We start from the raw sequence: 24,216 nt of genomic DNA, 5'->3' as shown, positions 1-24,216 counted from the left end.
GTGATACACCCTCGTTATTCTAGTGATACCTCGAAGATAATCAATATTTTGTCTTCAACTCATTTTCGTTGAGAAAATCACCTTGTAGTCCCATTAAGTCTCGATAATAGGTTTCAAACATCAAAATATTTTGTACATAGCCACGAGTTTCACGAAACGGAATCGCCTCAATGAAAGCATACGCATCGAGTTTACCCTGAGTTTGCTCTCGCCATCGGTTCACCCGTTGTGGCCCTGCGTTATAAGCAGCAAAAGCAAAAATCCGGTTATTATCATATTGCTCCAGTAATCCGTTGAGATAGTGACTACCGATTTCGATATTCTTACCAACTTCATACAAATCGTCGGCACCACTGTAGGTCAGTTGGTATTTTTTAGCCGTGTATTTAGCGGTCGCAGGCATAATTTGCATAATGCCACGAGCACCGACAGGCGAACGAGCCTCTGAGTCCATTGCACTTTCTTGACGAGCTAACGACATCAACATAATTGGGTCTATGCCATGCTTGTTGCCATAGAAGTTAAACCACCACTGGTGAGCAACAGGAAAACGCAGCTGCAAGTTGTCCCACAAACTGGCCGATATTGAAGCGGTAACCGTCAAATGATGCCAATTCTGGCGCGAGGCATAAGCCGCAAGCATCTCTTTCTCACTTTGATTAACTCTATCAAGCAGCCAGTTCCACTCACTTTTCGCAGCAGCAATTTTATCTCGCTCAATCAGCTCTTGAATGCGAACTAAACTTTTTTGATAAGGCTTAACCTGATTGAAATCGAACGCCACCGTACTTTTGGGATAGCGAATCGATTGCTTTACAATCTTCGCGGCTGCAACACTGTAAAAATTACGTTGGCCAACAAGTGCAAACAAACGTTGCATCCCTTGTTCGGCATGACCATTTTCTATTTCGCTTCGGCCTAACCAATACTGCCAGCGCTGAGATTTTATCTCTTCTTCAGGTAAGCGATTTATCCAGAACAGCACTTGTGTCCAATCCGCATTACGCAACGCTAGGCGAATTCGAGACTCTGTGAGTGTCACGTTGTCGCCCATCGCTATAACCTTGTCTCGCCAGCGAATCAGTTTTTCATCCTCAGAGTCCATCAGACGTAGCGCAATAAATTGCTCAATTTGTGCTTTCTGCTGAGATGTCCACGCGGGTCTTTGGGTTACTTTATCAACTAAAGCCTGTGCTTTCGCACTGTCTGCTCGAGCGAGTTTTTCCAGCGCGAACTGCGCTTGCTCTACCGACAACGGGTCACGGTATTTTTTTGCAAAACTGACCACTGTCTCAGGTTTATCATACAGAGCCAGCATGGCTTTGCCTTTTTCTTTGAACTGACTGCTGCTGAGCTTTTTCGATAGATAGACCAATAACCCTCGATTTCTTCCGTCAAAGGCTAACAACATGCGCTTGAAAACCAACTCATCAGTTAACCCACCCGACTTTTCCCAAGCTTTGAATAGCGGGTCACAAGCGTCTGAAATACTTGCGCCACTCATCCAGAGCTTTTTCGCTCCGCCAAACGCTTTTTCACGCTTGCCTACTTGTAAATGAGCGTTGTAATAGTGGCACTGATAGGTTTGACCATTCGGCTCTGAGGTTTGAAATTGCAGTAACGTACTCCACTTCTTTTGCCCTGCTAAGGCATCAAGATAAGGGGCACTAATACGGCCAGAGAATGGAAAATCTTTATGACCGTCAATAAAAACTCTGACGGTAATGGGTGGCTTATCGCCAATGTCGATGAGAATCGCTCGATAATCTAAATACGGAGTCAACGGGTAACTTGCGAGTTTCGGTCTCGCCTTTTCAAACTGCGAAACATTCTTATCATCCAACCACTCCTGAGCCTGATCGTACAAATCACGCTGAGCATTAAGGTCGATAGAGTCGGAAAACGCTGTGCCGCTAAACAATGAACTGAATGCAATCATTGACAACAAAATACGAGACGGCTTTGAGGAATGCAGGGGCGCCATGAACTCTAATCCTTTACTGAGTACTACTTACGTTCCATTACGCTAATTCTAGTGGCAAATGTAAAGGGGTGGGATGTAAAGTTGATGTGAATAATGTGACAAAATGAATAATTCACCAATATATGCATTCACACACTGAACATTTAACGCTCTATTACCTTGAATATCGAATAACAAAGGTCAACACCCGCTAGTAACAAATACGATAACTTTGGTATAGAATAGCGACTTTATTCTGAACGATAGATTAGGAACAATCGGCAATGGCTGAATACGTATATACCATGTCGCGGGTGAGCAAAATCGTCCCGCCTAAGCGTCAAATTCTAAAAGACATCTCTCTAAGTTTCTTCCCAGGTGCCAAAATTGGTGTTTTAGGTCTAAACGGTGCGGGTAAATCTACCCTACTACGTATCATGGCCGGTATCGATAAAGACATTGATGGCGAAGCACGTCCACAACCAGGTCTAAAAGTCGGTTACCTGCCTCAAGAGCCTGTTCTTGACGAATCTAAAACTGTGCGTGAAGTCGTTGAAGAAGCCGTAGCCGATGTTGCTGGTGCTTTAACTCGTCTAGACGAAGTTTATGCTGCTTACGCCGAAGAAGATGCAGACTTTGACGCACTGGCGAAAGAGCAAGGTGAGCTGGAAGCGCTAATTCAGGCGAAAGATGGCCACAATCTGGAGAACTCTTTAGAACGTGCCGCAAACGCACTTCGTCTACCGGATTGGAATGCAAAAATTGCTGTGCTTTCTGGTGGTGAACGTCGTCGTGTTGCTATCTGTCGTCTGCTTCTTGAAAAACCAGACATGCTGCTACTTGACGAACCAACCAACCACTTAGACGCAGAGTCAGTAGCTTGGTTAGAGCGCTTCCTTGTGGATTACACGGGGACCGTTGTTGCTATCACGCACGACCGTTACTTCCTAGATAACGCGGCTGGCTGGATTCTGGAACTTGACCGTGGTGAAGGTATCCCATGGCAAGGTAACTACACCTCTTGGCTAGAGCAAAAAGATGAGCGTCTAAAACAAGAATCTTCTCAAGAGAGTGCTCGTCAGAAAACTATCGAGAAAGAACTTGAATGGGTACGCAAGAACCCTAAAGGTCGTCAGGCGAAATCTAAAGCTCGTATGGCTCGCTTTGAAGAACTGCAAAGTGGTGAACATCAGAAGCGTAACGAAACTAACGAACTGTTCATCCCGCCAGGTGAGCGTTTAGGTGATAAAGTTCTTGAAGTTCGTAACCTGACGAAGTCTTTTGATGATCGCGTACTGATCGATAACCTGTCTTTCAGCATGCCGAAAGGTGCAATCGTCGGTATTATCGGTGCCAACGGTGCGGGTAAATCTACCCTATTCAAAATGCTAAGCGGTGTTGAACAGCCAGATTCAGGTGAAATTGAATTGGGTACAACGGTTAAACTGGCGTCTGTTGATCAGTTCCGTGACAGCATGAACGACAAAAACACCGTATTCCAAGAGATTTCTGAAGGCGCTGACATCATTAAGATCAACAACTTCGAGATCCCAGCACGTGCTTACTGTTCTCGCTTTAACTTCAAAGGCGTGGATCAACAGAAAGTGATTGGCGAGTTGTCTGGTGGTGAGCGTAACCGTGTTCACCTAGCTAAACTGCTAAAAGCAGGCGGTAACGTACTGCTACTCGACGAACCAACCAACGACCTAGACGTTGAAACGCTTCGAGCTCTTGAAGAAGCGCTGCTTGAGTTCCCAGGTTGTGCAATGGTTATCTCGCACGACCGTTGGTTCCTAGACCGTATTGCAACGCACATTCTGGATTACCGTGATGAAGGCCAAGTTAACTTCTACGAAGGTAACTACACCGAATACATGGATTGGTTGAAGCAAACGCTTGGTGCACAAGCAGCAGAACCGCACCGTATCAAATACAAACGTATTTCTAAGTAACATCTAAATGATTCAAGGCCGCTTTATATAGCGGCCTTTTTAATCTATGTATCTGTTTAATAGCCTAACCTTTGCTATGCTTTTGAATATGTTTAACGAGAGATACATTTATGATTGAACGCCGACGTTTTTCACGCATCATCTATCAAGCCCCAGCTACGCTTACACAAGGCGATTATCAGTTGGCCACTTGCATTCAAGATTTATCATTAAAAGGGCTTTTACTGTGGGCGGTTGATGAACCCGAGCTGGATAAAAACAGTATTGTCGACGTCACGTTCACACTCCCGGATAGCGATATCACCATCAATCTCTCCGCGACACTTATCATACAAAATGAACGTATATTGCACCTAAAAATCGACCATATCGATATTGAAAGTATTGGCCACTTACGCCGTCTGGTTGAACTGAATGTCGGCAGTGATGAACTACTGCATCGCGAACTGGAGCACTTAGTGGATTTAGCCGACTACGCTGAGTAGTCAAAGCTTAAGTTTCATTAACACCAACAAAAAAAGCACTGACCAACAGGCAGCGCTTTTTTTTGGTATTTCAGTTATCTACTTTAACTTGAATGGGGACGATGAATTGAATCGTTCGCCTGTTTCAAAAGATTCTGGCTTTCTGTCATAAACTGTTGTGAATAATCGCCAAACCACTCACTAACCTGTTCGAAACTTGCTACAAACCCTGCTTTATCGCGACTTTCAATCAGACTCACCGCCTCACCAAAACTACGTTGAAAACGCTGAATCATCTCAATGTTTTCATCAGACGACAGAATGATATCACCGTAAAGATTTGGGTCCTGACCAAACAAGCGTCCAACCATCGCAAGTTCAAGACGATAAATTGGCGAGCTCAATTGCAGCAGTTGAGCAATATTGGGTTTTACTTTCGATAAATGGTAGCCATAAGCAAACGACGTAAAGTGACGCAGTGCCTGAATCAAGGTCATCCCATGGTCGTGCTCTTCAGCATCAATATTGCAAAGGCTAGCGCCCCAAATAGAGAACTGCTTCAACAGCCATTCATACTGCTCTTTTCCACGGCCATCACAATGAACAATCACCTGTTTCGCCAAACTCGGTACATCAGGACCAAACATTGGGTGCAAACCTACCACTGGACCTTTGTGCACAGCCATCATCGCTTTAAGCGGTTTAGACTTGATCGAAGTTAAATCACACAGAATGCAATCTTCAGGCAGATTATTAAGCTTCTCAATAACACCAATGGTTTTATGAATTGGAACAGTCACTACAACAAGACCAGCATCTTTCAACAGTTCATCTGCGTTATCCCAATCTTGACTGCCAAGCACTTTCACCAGATAACCTGAAAGTCTGAACATGCGGCCAAACAAGGCCCCTAGCTGACCTTTACCACCAATAATAACCACTGAGCGTAGTTCCGGATTCAAACATTTGAAACCGGAATCTTTTTCACTGGCATAGGATTCACGCATGGTGCGACGAAGAATGTCTTCAATTAATTGCGGTGGTACGCCTTTCTTCTCAGCTTCTTCACGACGAGAAGCTAACATTGCCGCTTCGCGATCTGGAGCATAAATTGGAAGGCCGTGTTGGCTTTTCACTTCACCCACTTTTTCCACTAATGCCAGTCGACGAGCAAGCAGCTCTACCATCTGCTTATCAACAGCATCGATTTGATCACGCAATTCATTCAATTCAACAGCCATGGTTTATCCTTTTTATCCTTTCAGGCGGTTTTCGAGAAACGGAGTCAGCTCTTTGTGAGCCTTACGCAATAGTGCCTCAGTTGTATCCCAATTAATACATGCATCTGTAATAGAAACACCGTACTTCATCTCACAAATTGGTATATCTGAAGACTGGTTACCTTCATTAATATGGCTCTCGATCATCAAACCTATGATTGAACGGTTGCCTTCGCGAATTTGATGGATTGCATCTTCTGCCACGAGTGGCTGACGGCGGTAATCTTTGCGTGAGTTCGCATGGCTACAGTCGATCATCAGAGCCGCATCTAAGCCAACTTTTGCTAAATCTTCTTCACACTCAGCCACAGACACTGAATCGTAGTTGGTTTGCTTACCGCCACGCAGAATCACGTGACCATTGCTATTACCTTGAGTCGTCAACAGTGCCACTTGTCCTTCACGGTTGATACCCATGAAACGGTGGCTTGATGATGCAGCTTGCATCGCGTTAATCGCAGTAGAAAGGCTACCATCGGTACCATTCTTAAAACCGATAGGCATTGAAAGACCACTCGCCATTTCGCGGTGAGTTTGAGATTCCGTTGTACGCGCACCAATCGCCGCCCAGCTAAAAGTATCTGCCAAGTATTGAGGACTGATAGGATCAAGCGCTTCAGTTGCCAGAGGAATATCCATTTCAGCCAGATCCACCAGCAGTTCACGCCCAACATGCAAACCATGTTCAATATCGAAAGTACCATCCAGATGCGGATCGTTAATCAAGCCTTTCCAACCAACCGTAGTACGCGGTTTTTCAAAGTAAACACGCATCACAATGTAAAGCTGATCGCTCAGCTCTTCTGACAAGGTTTTTAAACGCTTGGCGTACTCTTTTGCCGCTTCAACATCATGGATAGAACAAGGACCACAAACCACAAGTAAACGATGATCGCGTTTATGAATAATATCTGCGATAGTCTGACGAGATTCACGGATGAAACGACGGCTATCATCACTTAAAGGTAATTTCGCTTTTAGCGCGTCTGGTGTGATCAATACCTGTTCATCAATAATATTGATATCACTTAATTCACTTTTTTTCATCTCATCACCTGTATTAAAAAATTTACACTAAACTTATACACTGAAGCTCAAACTCAATAGAACACAACTTATCAGGCTATAAAAAGATTTCAAGTGTAAATTTAAAAAAACACACATGTAAAATATTATTTACACAAATATAAATACAAGCTTTAAGTCACTGAATGCGATTAAATCGTGTTTTATTGTCGATAACTTTCATAAAATACCCTCATTCTTCAACATTTGCTTGCTGGCTGAACTATGGATTTGATCCTTTCTTTATTACAACAGATGTGTGTCTACTTAGTTTTAGCTTACATGTTGAGTAAGACACCTCTGTTTCTCCCTCTGCTTAATATTTCCAGCCGTCTTGATCATAAATTAAGTGTCTATACCCTGTTTTCACTGTTTTGCATTATGGGTACCTATTTCGGTCTGCAAATTGATGATGCCATAGCCAACACTCGTGCAATCGGCGCAGTAATAGGTGGGCTATTCGGTGGTCCAGTGGTTGGTTTCTTCGTTGGTTTAACTGGAGGACTTCACCGCTACACATTAGGTGGATTTACCGATTTAGCCTGCGCGATATCCACAACCGCCGAAGGACTTATTGGCGGATTACTTCACACTTACCTGCTCAGAAACAGTAAAGGACGACTGGTTTTCAGCCCTAGTATCGTTTTTGCCGTCACTCTGTTTGCTGAAATCGTCCAAATGCTGCTGATTCTAATTGTAGCCAAACCGTTTGATGAAGCTTACGACCTAGTATCCACCATTGCAGCGCCAATGATCATTGCCAACTCAGTGGGTGCTGCGCTGTTTATGAGTATTCTGCAAGACAGAAAAACCATATTCGAAGAGTATTCCGCGACTTTTTCTCGCCGTGCGTTAAACATTGCAGAGCGCTCTGTTGGTATTCTTGCTCAAGGCTTTAACCCTAAAAATGCCGACAAAATTGCCCGTATTGTTTACGAACTCACCAACGTTGGAGCAGTCTCCATTACCGACAGAGAAAAAATTCTCGCTTTCGTTGGCATCGGCGATGATCACCACAAACCCAATACTCCGATATCTTCTCAAAGCACGCTTGATGCGATCTCAGGAAACGCCATTATCTATCTCGATGGTAAGGAACAACCTTATCAATGCTCATTATCACCAACCTGTAAGCTCGGCTCTGCGTTAATTATTCCGCTTAGAGCGGGTGACAGAGTCATTGGTACCATTAAGCTGTATGAACCGAAGCGCAAGCTGTTCTCGACCATTAATATGTCAATGGCGCAAGGTATCGCTCAGCTACTTTCCAGTCAGATTCTGTATGGTGAGTATCAACAGAAACAAATCCTGCTTTCCAGAGCTGAAATTAAGCTGTTGCAAGCTCAGATTAACCCTCACTTTCTGTTTAACGCTCTGAATACTATCAGTGCCGTTATTCGCAGGGATCCGACAAAAGCGCGTGAATTAATTCAGCATCTATCGCAGTTTTTCCGCAGTAACTTGAAGCAAAATATAGAAACCGTGACACTCCGCGACGAGCTCGCTCATGTCAACGCCTACCTGACGATAGAAAAAGCTCGTTTCAGTGACCGCCTTGATGTCGAGATCGATATCGATAGCTCATTGTTGGAACGCAATGTACCGACTTTCACCTTACAACCTTTAGTCGAGAACGCGATTAAACACGGTACGTCCAACTTGCTTGAAGATGGCAAAGTTCGTATTTACAGCGAACCGGTGGATAACGGCTACCGAATCGTGGTCGAGGACAATGCTGGCAGCTATCAGCCGCCAAGTGATGATCATGATGGTCTAGGCATGCAGATTGTGGCGAAACGGCTAACCAATAAATTCGGCGAAAACTCCGCACTGAAAATCGAAGTTGAGCCGGGTCAATACACACGAATGAGCTTCCTCATTCCTAATCTAGAAAATTCTTAATTTAGAAAACAAATAAGGGTTTAGAAATGCTTTCAGCACTTGTGATTGACGACGAACTATTCGCGCGTGAAGAACTGACAGAATTGCTTGAAGAAAGTGGCGAAATCAGCGTAATTGGTCAAGCGAACAACGCGATTGAAGGTCTTAAAAAAATAAACCAACTCAAACCCGATGTTGTCTTTCTCGATATTCAAATGCCGCAGATCACAGGTATTGAAATGTTGAGCATGCTCGATCCAGAAACTATGCCCAAGGTTGTGTTCGTCACCGCTTATGATCAATATGCTTTACAAGCATTTGAAGACAACGCTTTTGACTACTTGCTGAAACCGATTGAAATTGCACGTTTGAATAAAACCATTCAACGTCTGCAACGCAGCACAACACAAAAACAAGACTATTCTTCCATTGCGCCAGCAATGCTGGACCAAGTACCTTGTATCGGGCTGAACCGTATTATGATTATTCCCACAATCGAGGTGGAATACGCATTTACTGATATTGGTGGTGTGCATGTTCAAACTCACAACCAAAGAGCCACCAGCCAGCTTACGCTCAAGGTTCTGGAAGAAAAAACTCAACTTCTGCGTTGTCATCGTCAGTATTTAATTAACCTCAAAGCAATCAAAGAGATAAAGCTGCTTGAGAATGGCTTAGCGGAAATCATTACCCGTTCAGAGCACAAAGTACCAGTCAGCCGTCGCTACCTGAAAGAGCTCAAAGAAAAACTCGGATTCCATTAAAAAAGGCTCCTTATGGAGCCTTTTATTTACCGCACTGCTCGCCTGTTAATTAGTTGTGCTGCTCTATGATTCTTTGCATCGCCGAAACCGCTTGTTTCCACTCCTGCATAGCTTTTAACTCTTGATAGCTAAAGTTTTGCTTCTTCAATAACTGAAGTGCTTGAGGAACGTCAACAATCGCCAAATTGTCCAGCACTTCAATCGCAGCTTCACGCTTATTACACATCAGAATCATGTCACAGCCTGCATCCAGCGCTTGTTGTGATCGCTCTGCTGGCGATCCCATGATTGCCGCGCCTTCCATGCTTAAATCGTCAGAGAATATAATTCCTTTAAAGCCCATCTCTTGGCGCAATACCTTTTTCAACCAATAAGGAGAACCACTGGCAGGCTGATCATCAAAATGCGGGTAAATAACGTGAGCAGGCATCATAGCATCAAGAATATCTGCCTCAATCTGCGCTTTAAAGATCGAGATATCATCACTGATGACTTTACGTTCATCGTAAGGGGTTTCTAGATGAGAATCTGCAATCACCGCGCCATGACCAGGGAAGTGCTTCCCTGTTGTTGCCATTCCTACCGATTTCATTCCCTGCATAAACGCACTGCTGTATTTCAACACAGTCGAGACATCATCACCGAACGCACGGTTGCCAATTGCGCGACATTCAAAACCTTTATCTAGTACCGGCGCAAAACTCAAATCGACATCGTGAGCAATCAGCTCCGCTGCCATTAGCCATCCGCCTTGCTTTGCCAGCTCTACGCCCTTCTCACTCTTTGCATACAACTGAGCGGCCGGAATTTTACTAAAACCTTCGCGAAAACGCTGAACTCGACCGCCCTCCTGATCAACACCAATCAAGATAGGACGCTTTGCCGCTTGGCGAATCGCTTTGTTTAGCGCCAACAACTGTTGGTTATCATGATAATTGCGAGCAAACAATATGACGCCACCAACCGTAGGATGCTGCAAAATCTCGCGATCTTCTGCGGTTAATTCATAGCCTTCCACATCAAGCCATAACGGTCCCATTATTTCTCCTAATTTCAAAATATGTCACTGCGGGTGAGGTTATTCAGTTTATTTTTCAATTACAATGAGTTTGTTTAGATCTGACGGTGAGATTACATAATGAGTGAGCGTGAACTGTACATTGGAATTATGTCTGGAACGAGTCTGGATGGTGTGGATACCGCTTTAGTAGCGATACAAGACGATAAAATAGAGCTCATCGACCACGATTTCTTTCCTTTTCCCTCTGAACTCAAATCGCGCGTTTTAAATATTTGTATCGGTCAGGCAACCCATTTACCTGAAATTGGTGAAATCGATCATGAGCTTGGTCACCTGTTTGCTGACGCAGCTTTAGCTCTGGTAAATAAATCGAATATTGATAAACAACAGATTCACGCCATTGGCAGCCATGGACAAACGGTCTTCCACCAGCCTAATGGTGCCAAACCATTTACGATGCAGTTAGGCGACAGCAACATAATTGCCGCCAAAACGGGCATTACCACCGTTGCGGATTTCAGACGAAAAGACATGGCATTAGGCGGTCAAGGCGCACCTTTGGTTCCAGCTTTTCACCACACAATTTTCCAAGTTAAAGACTCAAGTGTTGTTGTACTCAACATTGGGGGCATCTCAAACATCTCAGTTCTTAAGCCTAATGGTGAAGTGGTTGGATATGACACAGGTCCGGGCAACATGCTGATGGACGCTTGGTGTCAACGGAATTGGAATGAAGGCTATGACAAAGATGCTTCCAGAGCTAAACAAGGCAAAGTCATACCTGAATTACTGGCACGTTTTTGTCAGGAGCCCTATTTGTCTGAACCTGCTCCGAAAAGCACAGGGCGTGAGCTGTTTAACATACCTTGGTTAGAACAATACCTCGAACGCACCCATTACTCACCAGAAGACGTTCTTCGTACTTTGTGTGAATTTACCGCGGTGACCATTTGTGACCAAGTGACTAAGTTCGCGATTGGATCACAGCCAGAGTTGTTAGTTTGTGGCGGCGGCGCGCAAAACCCTCTGCTGATGGAAAGAATCCAATCTCTTCTGCCGAACTGGGTCGTTGCTCCGACGATTAGCAAGGGCGTAGATAGCGACTATATGGAAGCCATGGCCTTTGCTTGGCTTGCCCAACGAAGAATGCATAATTTGCCAAGTAATTTGCCTGCCGTAACAGGAGCCTCTCGCCTTGCAAGCTTAGGCGTCGTATACTTTTCGAATTAATATTAGAACTCAAAAATAGCAGTAACCATCACGGCTTAAATTAGAGGTTATTGAGGTGATTCATGGCTAACGACGCACTTTTATCCGCGCTTTCTCATATTGTGTCAAAAGAGCAAGAGCTCAATGATTTGGAGAAGCATTTTCAATCGCCGAAACCTCATCATAAAGCTGAAAATGAACAAGAAAAATTAAAGAAACGTGCTGTTCGCATTGTCACTCAAGCCACAGACTGTGATGCCCAAACTGCGCAGTCTCTGTTACAGGAATGCGGATATAGCGCCAAGGTCGCGATTTTGATGTTGCTGACGGGAGTGGATGCCGAAGTTGCAAAAGAGAAGCTCTCTGAATCTGACGGTGTGCTGCACAAGGTGATTAAAGATCAGTAGCAACTTGCAACGCTGAAGAGTCGGATGGCGAGCCTAATATTAGGCTCGCGTTACATAAATGCTGTTCGTCCTAAGACTGAGGTTTAATCAACGACACCACGGTTTCACCTTCTTTCGGCTCGAATGTATTCAGATCAGAGCAGATCTGTACTCTATTACGAGCATCAACCAAGAAAAGCGGTAGCACATAACTCTCCTGATGTTTCTTCAGGTAATCGTCATAAGTGAAGTTTTCGCTCAGTTTGGTGTGTTTAATCTCACCCCCCTGATTGATCAGGCTCGCCAGTTTCTTATAACTGACATCCGCGCCAAGAAAAGACAAACCATGATATTCCTGCGCCACTACGTGTTTATCTTTGGTATTACCATTGACCTTATCATGCAAGCAAAAAACGCGTTTCTCACCAAAGTCGGATAAGAACTGCATACACGCCATGATATTAAAGTGCTTATCAGGGCTGAGAGCGACCACATGCCCAATTCCAATCAAGTTGAGATATTCATCCGCATGGCTTGAAATTGGATTGCCGTAATAGTTCTCTAACCCCGCCATTCTGGCTTGACGAATATAGTCCCAGTTGGAATCGGTGAGCACCACACGACAATCGTACTTCATGATCGCCAACCCCAACTGACGAGCCACATCATTCGCTCCAATAATAAGAAAACCTTTAGGGGCTGGTTCTGCCACTTGCAGCGCTAATGCCATCGGTCGCGCCGTAGCGCTTTGCAAAACAACCGTACCGATAATCACCATAAAGGTAAGCGGTACCAGCAACTCGGCCTCAGTCATACCAATAGAACTAAGCTTAATGGCAAACAATGATGAAATAGACGCTGCAACAATGCCTCGCGGCGCGACCCATGCTAGGAAGATTTTTTCCTTGAAAGCTAAATTGCTGCGCAATGTGGAAAGCATGATAGACGCAGGTCGAGAGATAAGCTGCATGACAACAAACAGCAATAACGCACTCCAACCTAATGTCATAAAGTCACTCAATTGAATACGCGCTGCTAGCAAGATGAATAAGCCTGTTATCAGCAAGATAGTCAGGTTCTCTTTAAAGTGCAGTATATGGCGGATATTGACGTCCTTAGCATTGGCAAGCCACATGCCCATCACTGTCACCGTCAACAAACCGGATTCGGATTCAATGTAATTTGAGAACGCAAAGATTCCCAACACCACACTCAAAACACCAAAAGGTTGAAGATATTCCGGCATGAGCCCTTTACGTAATATATAAGCGACCGCAGCTCCGGATAACACGCCTAACCCTAATCCAACCGCGATGATAAGTGCAAATACGTGCAGGCTGTGCGCTTCACTACTAGAGACAATAAATTCATACACCATCACAACGAACAGCGCGCCTAATGGATCAATCAGAATGCCTTCCCAGCGCAGAATATTCGACAGTTTTGTATTTGGTCTTACTGTTCTGAGTAGTGGAACAATGACGGTAGGTCCCGTCACCACGGTCAAACTGCCAAAAAGAAATGCGAGCGTCCAATCAAACCCGAGTAAGGAATGAACCGCAAAGGAGGTGATAGCCCAAGAGATCACCGCACCGATGGAAACTATGCTCCACACGGTGTTACTGACTCCGCGTATCTCTTTGAAGTTAAGGGTTAAGCTACCTTCAAACAGAATAACGGCAACCGCCAACGAAACGAGTGGGAATAACAGATCCCCGAGCAGTTGTTGAGGAACAAGAATACCCGTGAGAGGGCCTGCAATAATGCCGGCCAGTAGCAAAAACAATATTGCTGGTAAACGTAAGCGCCAAGCTAACCACTGACAAAACAAACCAACAACACCAACACTGGCAAACACTAACGCGAGTGATTCATCGTGCATGGTAGCACCTCAACATTCTGCAACTGAGACGTAATAAAAGGGGAAAGCAAAATATTTCAGTTAGTTATTGTACTCATTCCAGCCACGTTGCCATTCCATACGAAATCGCTGCGCTTGATCTGTCCCTTCACAAACACCTTCGTAATATTGACCATTCACGCCAATCTGGTAAGCGAAATTAGGATTGCAATATTCGGCAATGCCTTCCGAGTAGCCATTTTCATAATCCGATTCTTGAACATCCCCAAGCTCTGACAATATCTTGTATGAACGTTGTGAATGTCCAACCATGCCATCTTGATAACCTATTTGATACCAGTTGCCTTCTTTCGCCAGTTCGCTGTCCGTTGCCGCACACCCCAAAAGCCCTAACACCATCGACACTATTATTGTTTTTTTCATTATTTACCTTCAACTTAGCCCAAAATCTTTAGCTCTTTAGGTATACCACTGATTGTTCATTCTTTCCTGCTAAATCCTCAAATCCATCAACAGAACCGCTCACTTTCTCAGAATGCCACTGAACAATATCAGAGACCGCTTATTTACTTCAGAAACCACTTAAATCGCTATTCGACCACTCACTAGGAAAGCGAATGTTTCTCGCCTAGCAACCGTTTAGTATGCAAATTGAGCTTATTTCATAATCCAATAACAAAGGACAATCGCTATGTTGTGGTTCCTAACCTGTGTAGCAGCACTGCTAGCTGGATATTTCATCTACGGTGCTATCGTAGAAAAAATCTTCGGCATTAACGAAAGCCGTAAAACCCCTGCCCATACTAAAGCTGACGGCGTCGACTACGTTCGCATGTCAACACCAAAAGTTTACCTTGTTCAACTTCTAAACATCGCTGGTGTTGGTCCGATCTTCGGTCCAATCATGGGTGCTCTATACGGCCCTGCAGCAATGCTATGGATTGTTGTTGGTTGTATCTTTGCTGGTGCAGTTCACGACTACTTCTCAGGCATGCTCTCGATTCGTAACGGTGGTGCATCTGTTCCGACCATGACAGGTCGTTACTTAGGCAATGGCGCAAAACACTTTATGAACATTTTTGCCATTGTCCTTCTACTACTTGTTGGTGTGGTATTCGTATCAGCGCCTGCTGGCATGATCACTAACCTAATCAACGAGCAAACTAGCCTAACAGTAAGCATGAGCACTATGGTTGTAATCATTTTTGCTTACTACATCATCGCTACTATCGTTCCTGTAGATAAAATCATCGGTCGCTTCTACCCACTGTTTGGCGCACTGTTGATTTTCATGTCTGTTGGTCTGATCACGGCTATCGCGTTCTCTAGCGAACACCAAATTCTAGGTGGCTTTGAACCAAGCGACATGTTCAGCAACCTGAACCCTAAAGATATGCCTTTGTGGCCAGCACTATTCATCACCATTGCTTGTGGTGCTATCTCTGGTTTCCACGCAACTCAGTCTCCACTAATGGCTCGTTGTATTGAAAACGAAACCAATGGTCGTTTCGTATTCTACGGAGCAATGATTGGTGAAGGTATCATCGCGCTAATCTGGTGTGCTATCGCTCTATCGTTCTTCGACTCACTTGAAGGTCTTCAAGCAGCAGTGGCTAACGGTGGTCCAGGTAACGTAGTTTACAGCGCTTCATTCGGTCTACTAGGCGTATTCGGTGGCATCATCGCGTTCCTAGGTGTGGTTATCCTACCAATCACTTCTGGTGACACTGCGTTCCGTTCAAGCCGTCTGATCCTTGCTGAGTACTTCAACATGGAACAGAAAACCATGCGTAACCGTCTACTAATGGCTATTCCACTATTCATTATCGGCGGCGTACTGACTCAAGTAGATTTCGGTATCATCTGGCGTTACTTCGGTTTTGCAAACCAAACAACAGCAGTAATGATGTTGTGGACAGCTTCTGCATACCTACTACGTCATAACAAGTTCCACTGGATCACAACGGTTCCAGCAGCATTCATGACTTCAGTGTGTATCACCTTTATCCTAAACAACGGTACGCTTGGCTTTGGTCAGCCAATGCAACTATCAACTATCATTGGTGTTGTTGCGGCGCTAGCTATCACAGCTTACGTAATCAAAATCTCTAAAGGCAAAGGCGATACTGAATTTGCTGACGAAGAGAAACCTACAGGCGTGACTGAAACGGTTTAATCTGTATCAATAAAGTCTTATAAATACTAAAAGGGCTCCCGTCGGAGCCCTTTTTCTTATTCAATTTTTGAATCAAAAAGATATGAAATTAATCAACCTGCTTGATTTGTAGTTCTTTTGGTACTTCGAAGAACATGTTCTCTTCGCGGCCTAGCACTTCTTCTACTGAGGTAGCGCCAAGTTCTTTAATACGATTAATAATTTGGTTCACCAACTCTTCAGGAGCTGAGGCACCCGCCGTTACACCCACTTTGTTTTTACCATCGACCCATTCTGGAAGAACATCTTCAGGGCAATCCGTCAGATAACCCGGCGTACCTAATTTCTCTGCCAGCTCCTTCAATCGCGTTGAGTTAGATGAGTTTTTAGAACCGACCACAATCATTACGTCTACTTCACTCGCAAGGATACGTACGGCATCCTGACGGTTCTGTGTCGCGTAGCAAATGTCATCCTTACGCGGGCCTTGAATTTCAGGGAATACTTCGCGTAGCTTATCGATCACATCTGCCGTTTCATCCACAGACAAGGTCGTTTGGCTAACATAATGCAGATGGCTTGGATCTTTCACTTTCTCTACCAGAGCAATCACGTCATCTGGTTTTTCTACCAGATACATACCGCCTTTATCGCTGGCGTATTGCCCCATAGTGCCTTCAACTTCAGGATGCCCAGCATGACCGATAAGCACCACTTCCATATGCTTGCGGCTTGCACGAGCCACTTCCATATGTACTTTAGTCACTAACGGACAAGTTGCATCGAAGACGGTTAAGTCGCGTTCTTTCGCTTCCTGACGCACAGCTTGAGAAACACCATGAGCAGAGAAAATCACAATGTTGTTATCTGGAACTTCATGCAGTTCTTCGACAAAAACCGCTCCACGTTGTTTTAGCCCTTCAACCACAAAACGGTTGTGTACGACTTCGTGACGAACATAGATAGGTGGCTGATACATTTCTAATGCACGCTCTACAATGCTGATGGCACGATCAACACCAGCGCAGAAGCCGCGAGGGTTAGCTAACAGTATTTTCATGTTGTTGCTCATGGATGTATTAATAAGTAATCAGTTATTCGACAGACAAGATTTCGACATCAAAGATAACATCTTGTCCAGCTAGCGGGTGGTTAAAATCCACCGTCACGGAGTCGCCTACAATTTCCGTAATAATACCCGGAATTTCCATACCGTCAGGACCGCTAAACGCCATAATGGTCCCCACTTCCACCTCGGTTTCACCGATAAACTTCGCTCTGTCCATGTGGTGGATATTGTCTGGGTTTGGCTGCCCAAAAGCATCTTCCGCAATCAATTCGATCGCTTGGCTTTGTCCCGCCGTCATTCCGATAAGGCATTTTTCAAAGTTTTCACTCAAGCTACCATCGCCAATCACAAACTTAGCAGGCTTACCTAAATTATGTGTACTGTCGGCCACTGAGCCATCTTTTAGTTTGATAGTAAAATGCAGAGTTACAGCAGAGTTCTGATTAATTGTTGTCACGTTGGGCTTCCTTAAGGTTGTTCGAGATCTTTTTCGTCTCGTTTATTTCTTTTAATTGAATTTTAAATATTGGCTGTTCTTCTAACAAAAAGCGCTCTCCGAATCAACGGACAGCGCTTAGGGTTATTAGGTTTCGATAGAACTTACGCCGCTTTTTTACTGCCACGGAAGCTATCTAAGATAATCATCGCAGCACCAATACAAATTGCACTATCGGCTAAATTGAATGCCGGCCAGTGGTAATTACCCCAGTAAAAATCAAGATAATCAACAACAAATCCGTGAACAACGCGGTCAAACACGTTACCCACAGCGCCACCAATAATCAGCGCATATGCAATGTTGTTCCATTTATCGCTGGCAGGTAGACGTCTCATCCAAAATGCGAGTAGACCTGTTACAACAAATGCAATTGCAGTAAAGAACCAACGTTGCCAGCCTGCTTGATCACTCAAGAAACTAAAAGCCGCGCCATAGTTATGAACGTACAACAGGTTAAAAAACGGTAGGATTTCAATACGATTCTCCCACCCGTACCCCATGCCATTCATGACCACCAACTTAATGCCGATGTCAGCTACAAACACCAAGAGGGCTAGCCATAGCCAGCGCACTCCTGATTGTTTTAGCGTTAATGCTTGTTGAGTCATGTAAACGCCTTTGGTTATGCGAATTTACGAACTTCGCCTTCGCCATCTACGTTCGACACACAGCGACCACAAATTTTCTCGTGACCAGCAATAGTGCCAACATCCGCAGAGTGGTGCCAACAACGGTCACACTTCTCTGCCTCAGTTTTGCTAACTTGAACGAACAAACCTTCGATCTCAGTTTCATGAGCAGCTTCTGTCTTCTCAGATACTGGTTTAACCGCCGCTTTAGAAGTCAGTAGAACGAAGCGAAGTTCATCTTCCAGCTTGTTGATTTTCGCAGCTAACGCGTCATCAGCAAACAGAGTCACTTCAGCTTGTAGTGAACCACCGATGGTTTTCTCGTTACGAGCATTTTCAAGAAGCTTGTTCACAGCACCGCGAATCTCTTGGATTTCAGTCCAGAACTCGTTGTTAAGCTCTTCACCTTCAGCAAGACCAAACAGACCTTGGTACCATTCACCAGTGAATACAAACTTGCTACGCTCTTCACCGTTTTCTTGCTTAGCTGGCATTTCGTTCCAGATTTCATCCGCTGTGAACGACATGATTGGCGCCATCCAACGAACCAAAGCTTCTACGATGTAGTAAAGTGCAGTTTGACAGCTACGTTGAGCGTGGCCACCTTTCTTCGCTGTGTACTGACGGTCTTTAATCACGTCTAGATAGAAAGAACCCATTTCCACAGAGCAGAAATGCATTAGACGTTGAACAACAGCGTGTGTGTTGTATTCATCATATGCTTTCACAATTTCTTGTTGTGCAGCTAGTGCACGAGCCACAGCCCAGCGATCCAGAGCAACCATATCTTCCGCCGCAACCATATCGGTTGCTGGATTAAAGCCATTTAGGTTAGCTAGGAAGAAACGTGCTGTGTTACGAATACGACGGTATGAGTCTGCACTACGTTTCAGGATTTCATCAGAAACCGCAACTTCACCAGTGTAGTCAGTTGAAGCAACCCATAGGCGAAGAATGTCTGCGCCAAGTTTGTTGGTCACATCTTTAGGTGCAACCACGTTACCGATAGATTTAGACATCTTACGGCCTTGACCATCAACCACGAAACCGTGAGTCAATACTTCTTTGTATGGAGCTTTACCTTTCATCGCGATAGATGAAATCAGAGAAGACTGGAACCAGCCACGGTGTTGGTCAGAACCTTCTAGGTACATATCCGCTTCCGCGCCGTTGAACTCTTCACGGTTATCAACCACTGCGTAGTGAGTAACACCAGAATCAAACCATACGTCTAGCGTGTCTAATACTTTTTCGTATTTCTCAGCGTCTGCACCAAGCAATTCAGCGGGATCAACATCCCACCAAGCTTGAATGCCTTTCTCTTCAACCAGCTTCGCAACTTTTTCAATCAGTTCAGGGCTGTTTGGATGAAGTTCAGAAGTCTCTTTGTGCACGAACAGAGCAATTGGTACACCCCAAGTACGTTGACGAGATACACACCATTCTGGACGACCTTCAATCATGCCTTCAATACGGCTTTGACCCCATTCAGGCATCCATTGAACGCTCTTGATTGACTCTAGAGCTTGTGCGCGAAGACCTGCTTGATCCATAGAAACGAACCATTGTGGCGTTGCACGGAAAATGATTGGTGTTTTATGACGCCAGCAGTGTGGGTAGCTGTGTTCATAAGCGTGATGATGCAGTAAAGCGCCTTTTTCTTTTAGCAACTCAACAACCGCATCGTTTGCTTTAAATACGTGTTGACCAGCAAAGAACTCAGTATCAGGAAGATATACACCGTTTGAGCCTACTGGGTTTGCTACTTCTAGACCGTATTTCTGACCAACAGCAAAGTCTTCTTGACCGTGACCCGGCGCAGTGTGAACTACACCTGTACCTGAATCCGTTGTTACGTGATCACCAAGGATCGCTGGAACAGTGAAGTCATAGAATGGGTGTTGGAACTGAGCCAGTTCTAAGTCGCTGCCTTTCGCAAAACCTAAATTATGGAAATGTTCAATACCCGCACGGTCAATCACTTCTTTTGCTAGTTCAGAAGCAACGATAATACGCTCTGGCTGCTGATCTTTTTCAGGATTAGCTTCAACTTGGATCAAAACGTATTCAAGATCTTCACGCAGACACACAGCGCGGTTCGCTGGAAGCGTCCATGGTGTTGTTGTCCAGATTACGATTGAAACATCACCTTCTCCTGCGTGATCAGATTTAAGATCAAACTTAGACAGTAGCGTCGCTTCATCTGCCGCTTTAAAACGAACATCAATAGACGGTGATACTTTGTTCTTGTACTCAACTTCCGCTTCAGCCAGTGCTGAACCACAATCTGTACACCAGTGAACAGGTTTGAAACCTTTTAGTAAGTGGCCGTTGTCAGCAATTTTGCCTAGCGCACGGATGATATTTGCTTCAGTTGCAAAATCCATAGTGCGGTACGGTTTGTCCCACTCACCTAGAATACCAAGACGTTTGAAGCCTTCTTTTTGGCCTTCAACTTGACCTGCAGCGTATTCGCGACATTTTTCGCGGAACTCAGCAGCAGTCACTTTTTGGCCTGGTTTGCCCACTTTCTTTTCGACCATCAACTCAATTGGTAGGCCGTGACAGTCCCAACCCGGAATATATGGAGAGTCAAATCCAGAAAGCGTTTTAGATTTAATAATAATGTCTTTAAGAATCTTATTAAGTGCGTGACCAATGTGAATATCACCGTTGGCATATGGAGGGCCATCATGCAGGATGAAAGATTTTTTGCCTTTTTTAGCTTTACGGATTTCACCGTATAGATCTTCTTTATACCAACGCTCTAACATTTCTGGCTCACGATTGGCCAGATTACCGCGCATTGGGAACCCTGTCTCAGGTAAGTTCAGGGTATTCTTATAGTCACTCATCGATTCTTAATTCCGTTGTATTGGGCGAAGTTAGACATTATTTTAGCCAGTGGAATCAACTGGCTAATTCTTAAACTGAAGCAACCACACCCTAGCCGCTTCAGCATCCAATTCTATTTGTTGTTTAAGCGCATCAAACGACTCAAACTTCTTTTCATCTCTTAGCTTATGCAAAAGTGCTACTTCTAACTGCTTTCCATACAAATTGCCTTGGAAGTCAAATAAGTGCACTTCTAGCTGCTGACGAACACCGTTTACTGTTGGTCGCTGACCAATATTCGCCACACCACCAATAGGTTGTTCACCGAGCCCATAAGCTTCGACAACATACACACCAGACACAGGTGAAACACAGCGTTTTAGTGGAATATTTGCCGTAGGAAATCCGATAGTACGGCCAAGTTTTCGACCATGGGAAACTCGACCACTAATACTATAATTTCTTCCTAGCATTTCTGACGTTCCAGCCAGATCGTTTTCGGCCAGCGATTCTCGAATCGCTGTACTACTCACTCGAAGCTCTTCTAAGCAGAAACTTTCCGTGCTAACGACTTCAAAACCGTATTTTTTTCCAGCCTCTTTGAGCATAGCAAAATTACCTTTGCGCTCACGGCCGAAACAAAAATCGTCGCCAACAACCAGAAACTTAACACCCAAACGTTTTACCAACAAGTCACGGATAAAACTGTCCGCATCTAAACTGGCAAAATGATGGTTAAAATTCACACACAATAGTCGATCAATATCCAGTTTGCTCAGTTGAACAAACTTATCTCTCAAACGAGTTAACCGAGCAGGAGCTTTGTCTTTTAAGAAAAGCTCCATAGGCTGCGGTTCAAATGTCATTACGACTGAAGGTAAATTCAGTTTTTTGGCTTGTTCAGAGACTTTCTGCAGAACTTGCTGATGTCCTAAGTGAACACCGTCAAAATTACCAATCGTCAACACACAACCATTATGCTGTGCTTTGATATTATGAATACCGCGTATTAATTCCATTGGAATACGTTTGAAACCTATAGTTCTCAGTTATATTGGTGCGAAACTGGCGGATTATACCCTAATTAACATTATTCTGTCGCCGCTTTTAAATCCTTTAGGCGTACGCCAAGAATCAATGCGGTGAGTAAATAAACAATTGCACCTAAAGCAATAAGTGCAGCCAGCATTAATGCGCGGCTATGGAAGTGCCATTCAAGCCAAACCGACATATCTTCTAGTTGCCATAAAATGGCAGCTACCATAGCGCCACCAGCAACAATCAATCGAACAAAAAACAACATTGTTTTGCGTGAAAGCTGATAAACGCCTTGCTTATGCAAACCGTTATAAAGCAGAGCCATATTAATGAAAGCAGATAATGCCGTTGCCGCAGCCAAGCCTACGAAGCCATAGAACCAAGCAAAAATGGCGTTAAATACCATATTGCTCACCATAGCAATAATGCCGTAACGGACTGGTGTCCTAGTGTCTTGTCGGGAGTAGTAGCCCGGAGCAAGTACCTTTATAAGCATAAAGTTCAACAGACCAGCGGCATAAGCCAGTAGCGACATCGACGCTTGTTCAACATCATTAGCTGAGAACTCACCACGCATGAAGAGCACCATCAGCATCGGTTTCGCCAACACCATCAAACCTAACATTGCAGGGACACCTAATAAGGTCACCATACGCACGCCCCAATCCATGGTATGAGAAAAGCCTTCACTGTGCGCATCAACATGCTTGCGCGATAACGCAGGCAAAATCACTGTTGCTATTGCAATGCCGAACAAACCCAGCGGAAACTCCAACAAACGATCTGAGTAATAAAGCCAACTGATAGAACCCGTTTGCAGGAAACTCGCAACAAAGGAATCAAATAGAAGGTTAATTTGGCTCACAGACACACCAAACAGAGCTGGAATCATCAAAGTGCGAATTTTGACCACTCCAGGATCTTTCCATCCCCATTTGGGCTTAACTAAGGCTCCGGCTTTGATTAAAAACGGCAGTTGAAACAAAAACTGAGCCAAACCACCTAAAAACACACCTATTGCTAAACCAATCTCTGGCTGTTCCAAATTCGGCGAAATATACCAAGCCGATAGGATAATCATTACGTTTAGAAATACGGGCGTAAACGATGAAACCGCGAACTTACCAAGGGTGTTTAGTATCGCGCCCGACAAAGCGACAAAGGTAATGAACCATAAATAAGGAAAGGTAATCTTAAGTAGCAAACTCGCCAGTTCAAATTTTGGCGCCGCAGGCCCATCATTCAACCAATCAAGAAACCAACCAGCACCGAACACTGCAGTAACAACACCAGAGAACACAATGCCAAGCACAGTAACAATAGAGACTAGTACCCCTAAAGTGCCCGACGCTTTAGCGATCAAATCTCGAGTTTTGTTGATATCACCAGAAGCATGATATTCAGTTAGCACTGGAACAAAGGCTTGAGAAAAAGCGCCTTCGGCAAATAAACGGCGTAAAAAGTTGGGAATACGGTTGGCGAAGAAGAATACATCTGCGCTGGCACCGGCTCCCATAAGATTTGCAACCACGATATCACGGACTAATCCCATCACGCGGGAGATAAGTGTCATAGCACTGACAATCATGCCAGACTTGAGTAAGCGTTTGCTCACGATAACCTCGAAAAACAAGCTAAAACAACATAGTCGCCCACTGAATGCAAAGAATGTCATTCAGAGAGCAGATAAGTATTAGCATTGAAAAAAAAATACTGTTAGAATCCACGCCATCTTAACCGCGAAGGCCTTTTTATACCAAACTTGTTTGGTGCAGGTGGGTTTTTGCACAAATCATTTGACATTTTAGAGCAAATAGGGGATATTCCTCGCCCTTAAAATGTTACCTAACGAAAAGTTTTTGGGAGTTAGACCCTTGGCAAATAGTAAATCTGCTAAGAAGCGCGCTATCCAAGCTGAGAAACGTCGCCAGCACAATGCTAGCCGTCGTTCTATGATGCGCACTTACATGAAGAAAACTGTTGCTGCTATCCAAGCAGGCGACAAAGAAACTGCAACTGCTGCTTTCGCTGTAGTTACACCAATCCTAGACCGCATGGCGACTAAAGGCCTTATTCACAAGAATAAAGCAGCTCGTCATAAGTCTCGCTTCGCTGCAGCTATCAAAGCTCTATAATTCTGGCTTG

20 protein-coding genes are annotated in these 24,216 nt (G+C 44.4%); 8 read left to right on the top strand and 12 right to left on the bottom strand.

Annotation, left to right across the window (positions count from 1 at the left end; genetic code table 11):
* Positions 1 to 40: 40 nt before the first annotated feature.
* The gene (locus tag HUO09_RS14550) at positions 41 to 1,984 is read right to left on the bottom strand and encodes a transglycosylase SLT domain-containing protein (RefSeq protein ID WP_188234428.1); all 1,944 of its coding nucleotides are present in this window, start codon (positions 1,982 to 1,984) and stop codon (positions 41 to 43) included.
* A gap of 263 nt (positions 1,985 to 2,247) precedes the next feature.
* Here HUO09_RS14550 and ettA point away from each other — a divergent pair, with 263 nt between their 5' ends.
* On the top strand, positions 2,248 to 3,915 hold the full coding sequence (gene ettA, locus HUO09_RS14545; RefSeq protein WP_167410827.1) for an energy-dependent translational throttle protein EttA: 1,668 nt from the start codon (positions 2,248 to 2,250) through the stop codon (positions 3,913 to 3,915).
* A gap of 110 nt (positions 3,916 to 4,025) precedes the next feature.
* Positions 4,026 to 4,400, top strand: a complete 375-nt coding sequence (locus HUO09_RS14540) for a PilZ domain-containing protein (protein WP_188234427.1) — start codon at positions 4,026 to 4,028, stop codon at positions 4,398 to 4,400.
* 83 nt (positions 4,401 to 4,483) lie between these two features.
* Here HUO09_RS14540 and tyrA read toward each other — a convergent pair whose 3' ends face one another.
* Positions 4,484 to 5,620, bottom strand: a complete 1,137-nt coding sequence (gene tyrA, locus HUO09_RS14535) for a bifunctional chorismate mutase/prephenate dehydrogenase (protein ID WP_188234426.1) — start codon at positions 5,618 to 5,620, stop codon at positions 4,484 to 4,486.
* Positions 5,621 to 5,632: 12 nt separating this feature from the next.
* Positions 5,633 to 6,706: a 3-deoxy-7-phosphoheptulonate synthase gene (locus HUO09_RS14530; RefSeq protein WP_167410830.1), complete on the bottom strand. Its 1,074-nt coding sequence runs from the start codon at positions 6,704 to 6,706 to the stop codon at positions 5,633 to 5,635.
* Positions 6,707 to 6,949: 243 nt separating this feature from the next.
* On the opposite strand from HUO09_RS14530, the gene HUO09_RS14525 reads away from it, so the two are divergent.
* Positions 6,950 to 8,626: a sensor histidine kinase gene (locus HUO09_RS14525; RefSeq protein WP_167410831.1), complete on the top strand. Its 1,677-nt coding sequence runs from the start codon at positions 6,950 to 6,952 to the stop codon at positions 8,624 to 8,626.
* 26 nt (positions 8,627 to 8,652) lie between these two features.
* Positions 8,653 to 9,369 carry a two-component system response regulator BtsR gene (gene btsR / locus HUO09_RS14520; protein ID WP_167410832.1) on the top strand — a complete coding sequence of 239 codons (717 nt, stop codon included), beginning with the start codon at positions 8,653 to 8,655 and terminating at the stop codon, positions 9,367 to 9,369.
* A gap of 49 nt (positions 9,370 to 9,418) precedes the next feature.
* On the opposite strand, the gene nagZ is transcribed toward btsR, so the two are convergent.
* Entirely contained in the window at positions 9,419 to 10,408 is a 990-nt protein-coding gene (gene nagZ / locus HUO09_RS14515; RefSeq protein WP_188234425.1) for a beta-N-acetylhexosaminidase, read from the bottom strand.
* A 99-nt stretch (positions 10,409 to 10,507) separates the two neighbouring features.
* Between nagZ and HUO09_RS14510 the strand changes: the two genes are divergently transcribed.
* A complete protein-coding gene (locus tag HUO09_RS14510) occupies positions 10,508 to 11,620 on the top strand; it encodes an anhydro-N-acetylmuramic acid kinase (RefSeq protein ID WP_188234424.1) in 1,113 nt (370 codons plus the stop codon).
* Between the two features lie 62 nt (positions 11,621 to 11,682).
* Positions 11,683 to 12,006 (top strand): hypothetical protein, encoded by a 324-nt coding sequence (locus HUO09_RS14505; RefSeq protein ID WP_167410835.1) that lies wholly within the window; start codon positions 11,683 to 11,685, stop codon positions 12,004 to 12,006.
* 70 nt (positions 12,007 to 12,076) lie between these two features.
* Here the strand turns inward: HUO09_RS14505 and HUO09_RS14500 are convergent, their stop codons facing one another.
* Positions 12,077 to 13,867: a sodium:proton antiporter gene (locus tag HUO09_RS14500; protein ID WP_188234423.1), complete on the bottom strand. Its 1,791-nt coding sequence runs from the start codon at positions 13,865 to 13,867 to the stop codon at positions 12,077 to 12,079.
* Between the two features lie 60 nt (positions 13,868 to 13,927).
* Entirely contained in the window at positions 13,928 to 14,269 is a 342-nt protein-coding gene (locus HUO09_RS14495; protein WP_188234422.1) for a DUF2799 domain-containing protein, read from the bottom strand.
* A gap of 268 nt (positions 14,270 to 14,537) precedes the next feature.
* On the opposite strand from HUO09_RS14495, the gene HUO09_RS14490 reads away from it, so the two are divergent.
* Positions 14,538 to 16,022 (top strand): carbon starvation protein A, encoded by a 1,485-nt coding sequence (locus HUO09_RS14490; protein WP_167410838.1) that lies wholly within the window; start codon positions 14,538 to 14,540, stop codon positions 16,020 to 16,022.
* Between the two features lie 88 nt (positions 16,023 to 16,110).
* Here HUO09_RS14490 and ispH read toward each other — a convergent pair whose 3' ends face one another.
* The 6 genes from ispH to murJ form a co-directional block, all read right to left on the bottom strand.
* Complete coding sequence (gene ispH, locus HUO09_RS14485; protein WP_167410839.1) at positions 16,111 to 17,073, bottom strand: 4-hydroxy-3-methylbut-2-enyl diphosphate reductase; 963 nt, start codon at positions 17,071 to 17,073, stop codon at positions 16,111 to 16,113.
* 22 nt (positions 17,074 to 17,095) lie between these two features.
* Positions 17,096 to 17,527, bottom strand: coding sequence for an FKBP-type peptidyl-prolyl cis-trans isomerase (fkpB, locus tag HUO09_RS14480; RefSeq protein ID WP_042484279.1), 432 nt, complete (start codon positions 17,525 to 17,527; stop codon positions 17,096 to 17,098).
* Positions 17,528 to 17,670: 143 nt separating this feature from the next.
* The gene (gene lspA / locus HUO09_RS14475) at positions 17,671 to 18,177 is read right to left on the bottom strand and encodes a signal peptidase II (RefSeq protein ID WP_167410840.1); all 507 of its coding nucleotides are present in this window, start codon (positions 18,175 to 18,177) and stop codon (positions 17,671 to 17,673) included.
* Between the two features lie 14 nt (positions 18,178 to 18,191).
* Complete coding sequence (gene ileS / locus HUO09_RS14470) at positions 18,192 to 21,053, bottom strand: isoleucine--tRNA ligase (RefSeq protein ID WP_167410841.1); 2,862 nt, start codon at positions 21,051 to 21,053, stop codon at positions 18,192 to 18,194.
* A gap of 63 nt (positions 21,054 to 21,116) precedes the next feature.
* On the bottom strand, positions 21,117 to 22,052 hold the full coding sequence (ribF, locus tag HUO09_RS14465) for a bifunctional riboflavin kinase/FAD synthetase (protein WP_167410842.1): 936 nt from the start codon (positions 22,050 to 22,052) through the stop codon (positions 21,117 to 21,119).
* Between the two features lie 71 nt (positions 22,053 to 22,123).
* Positions 22,124 to 23,686 carry a murein biosynthesis integral membrane protein MurJ gene (gene murJ, locus HUO09_RS14460; RefSeq protein ID WP_188234421.1) on the bottom strand — a complete coding sequence of 521 codons (1,563 nt, stop codon included), beginning with the start codon at positions 23,684 to 23,686 and terminating at the stop codon, positions 22,124 to 22,126.
* Between the two features lie 259 nt (positions 23,687 to 23,945).
* On the opposite strand from murJ, the gene rpsT reads away from it, so the two are divergent.
* On the top strand, positions 23,946 to 24,206 hold the full coding sequence (gene rpsT / locus HUO09_RS14455; RefSeq protein ID WP_042484294.1) for a 30S ribosomal protein S20: 261 nt from the start codon (positions 23,946 to 23,948) through the stop codon (positions 24,204 to 24,206).
* Positions 24,207 to 24,216: the final 10 nt, after the last annotated feature.

Source organism: Vibrio sp. Y2-5, assembly GCF_014596725.1.
Taxonomy (GTDB): domain Bacteria; phylum Pseudomonadota; class Gammaproteobacteria; order Enterobacterales; family Vibrionaceae; genus Vibrio.
Note: the sequence above shows the minus strand (reverse complement) of the source record. Positions and strands in the feature narration are given on the sequence as shown.

Coding starts and splice junctions, on each gene's coding strand:
- HUO09_RS14550 (WP_188234428.1), bottom strand. CDS start 1,984: ATGGCGCCCCTGCATTCCTCAAAGCCGTCTCGTATTTTGTTGTCAATG.
- ettA (WP_167410827.1), top strand. CDS start 2,248: ATGGCTGAATACGTATATACCATGTCGCGGGTGAGCAAAATCGTCCCG.
- HUO09_RS14540 (WP_188234427.1), top strand. CDS start 4,026: ATGATTGAACGCCGACGTTTTTCACGCATCATCTATCAAGCCCCAGCT.
- tyrA (WP_188234426.1), bottom strand. CDS start 5,620: ATGGCTGTTGAATTGAATGAATTGCGTGATCAAATCGATGCTGTTGAT.
- HUO09_RS14530 (WP_167410830.1), bottom strand. CDS start 6,706: ATGAAAAAAAGTGAATTAAGTGATATCAATATTATTGATGAACAGGTA.
- HUO09_RS14525 (WP_167410831.1), top strand. CDS start 6,950: ATGGATTTGATCCTTTCTTTATTACAACAGATGTGTGTCTACTTAGTT.
- btsR (WP_167410832.1), top strand. CDS start 8,653: ATGCTTTCAGCACTTGTGATTGACGACGAACTATTCGCGCGTGAAGAA.
- nagZ (WP_188234425.1), bottom strand. CDS start 10,408: ATGGGACCGTTATGGCTTGATGTGGAAGGCTATGAATTAACCGCAGAA.
- HUO09_RS14510 (WP_188234424.1), top strand. CDS start 10,508: ATGAGTGAGCGTGAACTGTACATTGGAATTATGTCTGGAACGAGTCTG.
- HUO09_RS14505 (WP_167410835.1), top strand. CDS start 11,683: ATGGCTAACGACGCACTTTTATCCGCGCTTTCTCATATTGTGTCAAAA.
- HUO09_RS14500 (WP_188234423.1), bottom strand. CDS start 13,867: ATGCACGATGAATCACTCGCGTTAGTGTTTGCCAGTGTTGGTGTTGTT.
- HUO09_RS14495 (WP_188234422.1), bottom strand. CDS start 14,269: ATGAAAAAAACAATAATAGTGTCGATGGTGTTAGGGCTTTTGGGGTGT.
- HUO09_RS14490 (WP_167410838.1), top strand. CDS start 14,538: ATGTTGTGGTTCCTAACCTGTGTAGCAGCACTGCTAGCTGGATATTTC.
- ispH (WP_167410839.1), bottom strand. CDS start 17,073: ATGAGCAACAACATGAAAATACTGTTAGCTAACCCTCGCGGCTTCTGC.
- lspA (WP_167410840.1), bottom strand. CDS start 18,177: ATGACTCAACAAGCATTAACGCTAAAACAATCAGGAGTGCGCTGGCTA.
- ileS (WP_167410841.1), bottom strand. CDS start 21,053: ATGAGTGACTATAAGAATACCCTGAACTTACCTGAGACAGGGTTCCCA.
- ribF (WP_167410842.1), bottom strand. CDS start 22,052: ATGGAATTAATACGCGGTATTCATAATATCAAAGCACAGCATAATGGT.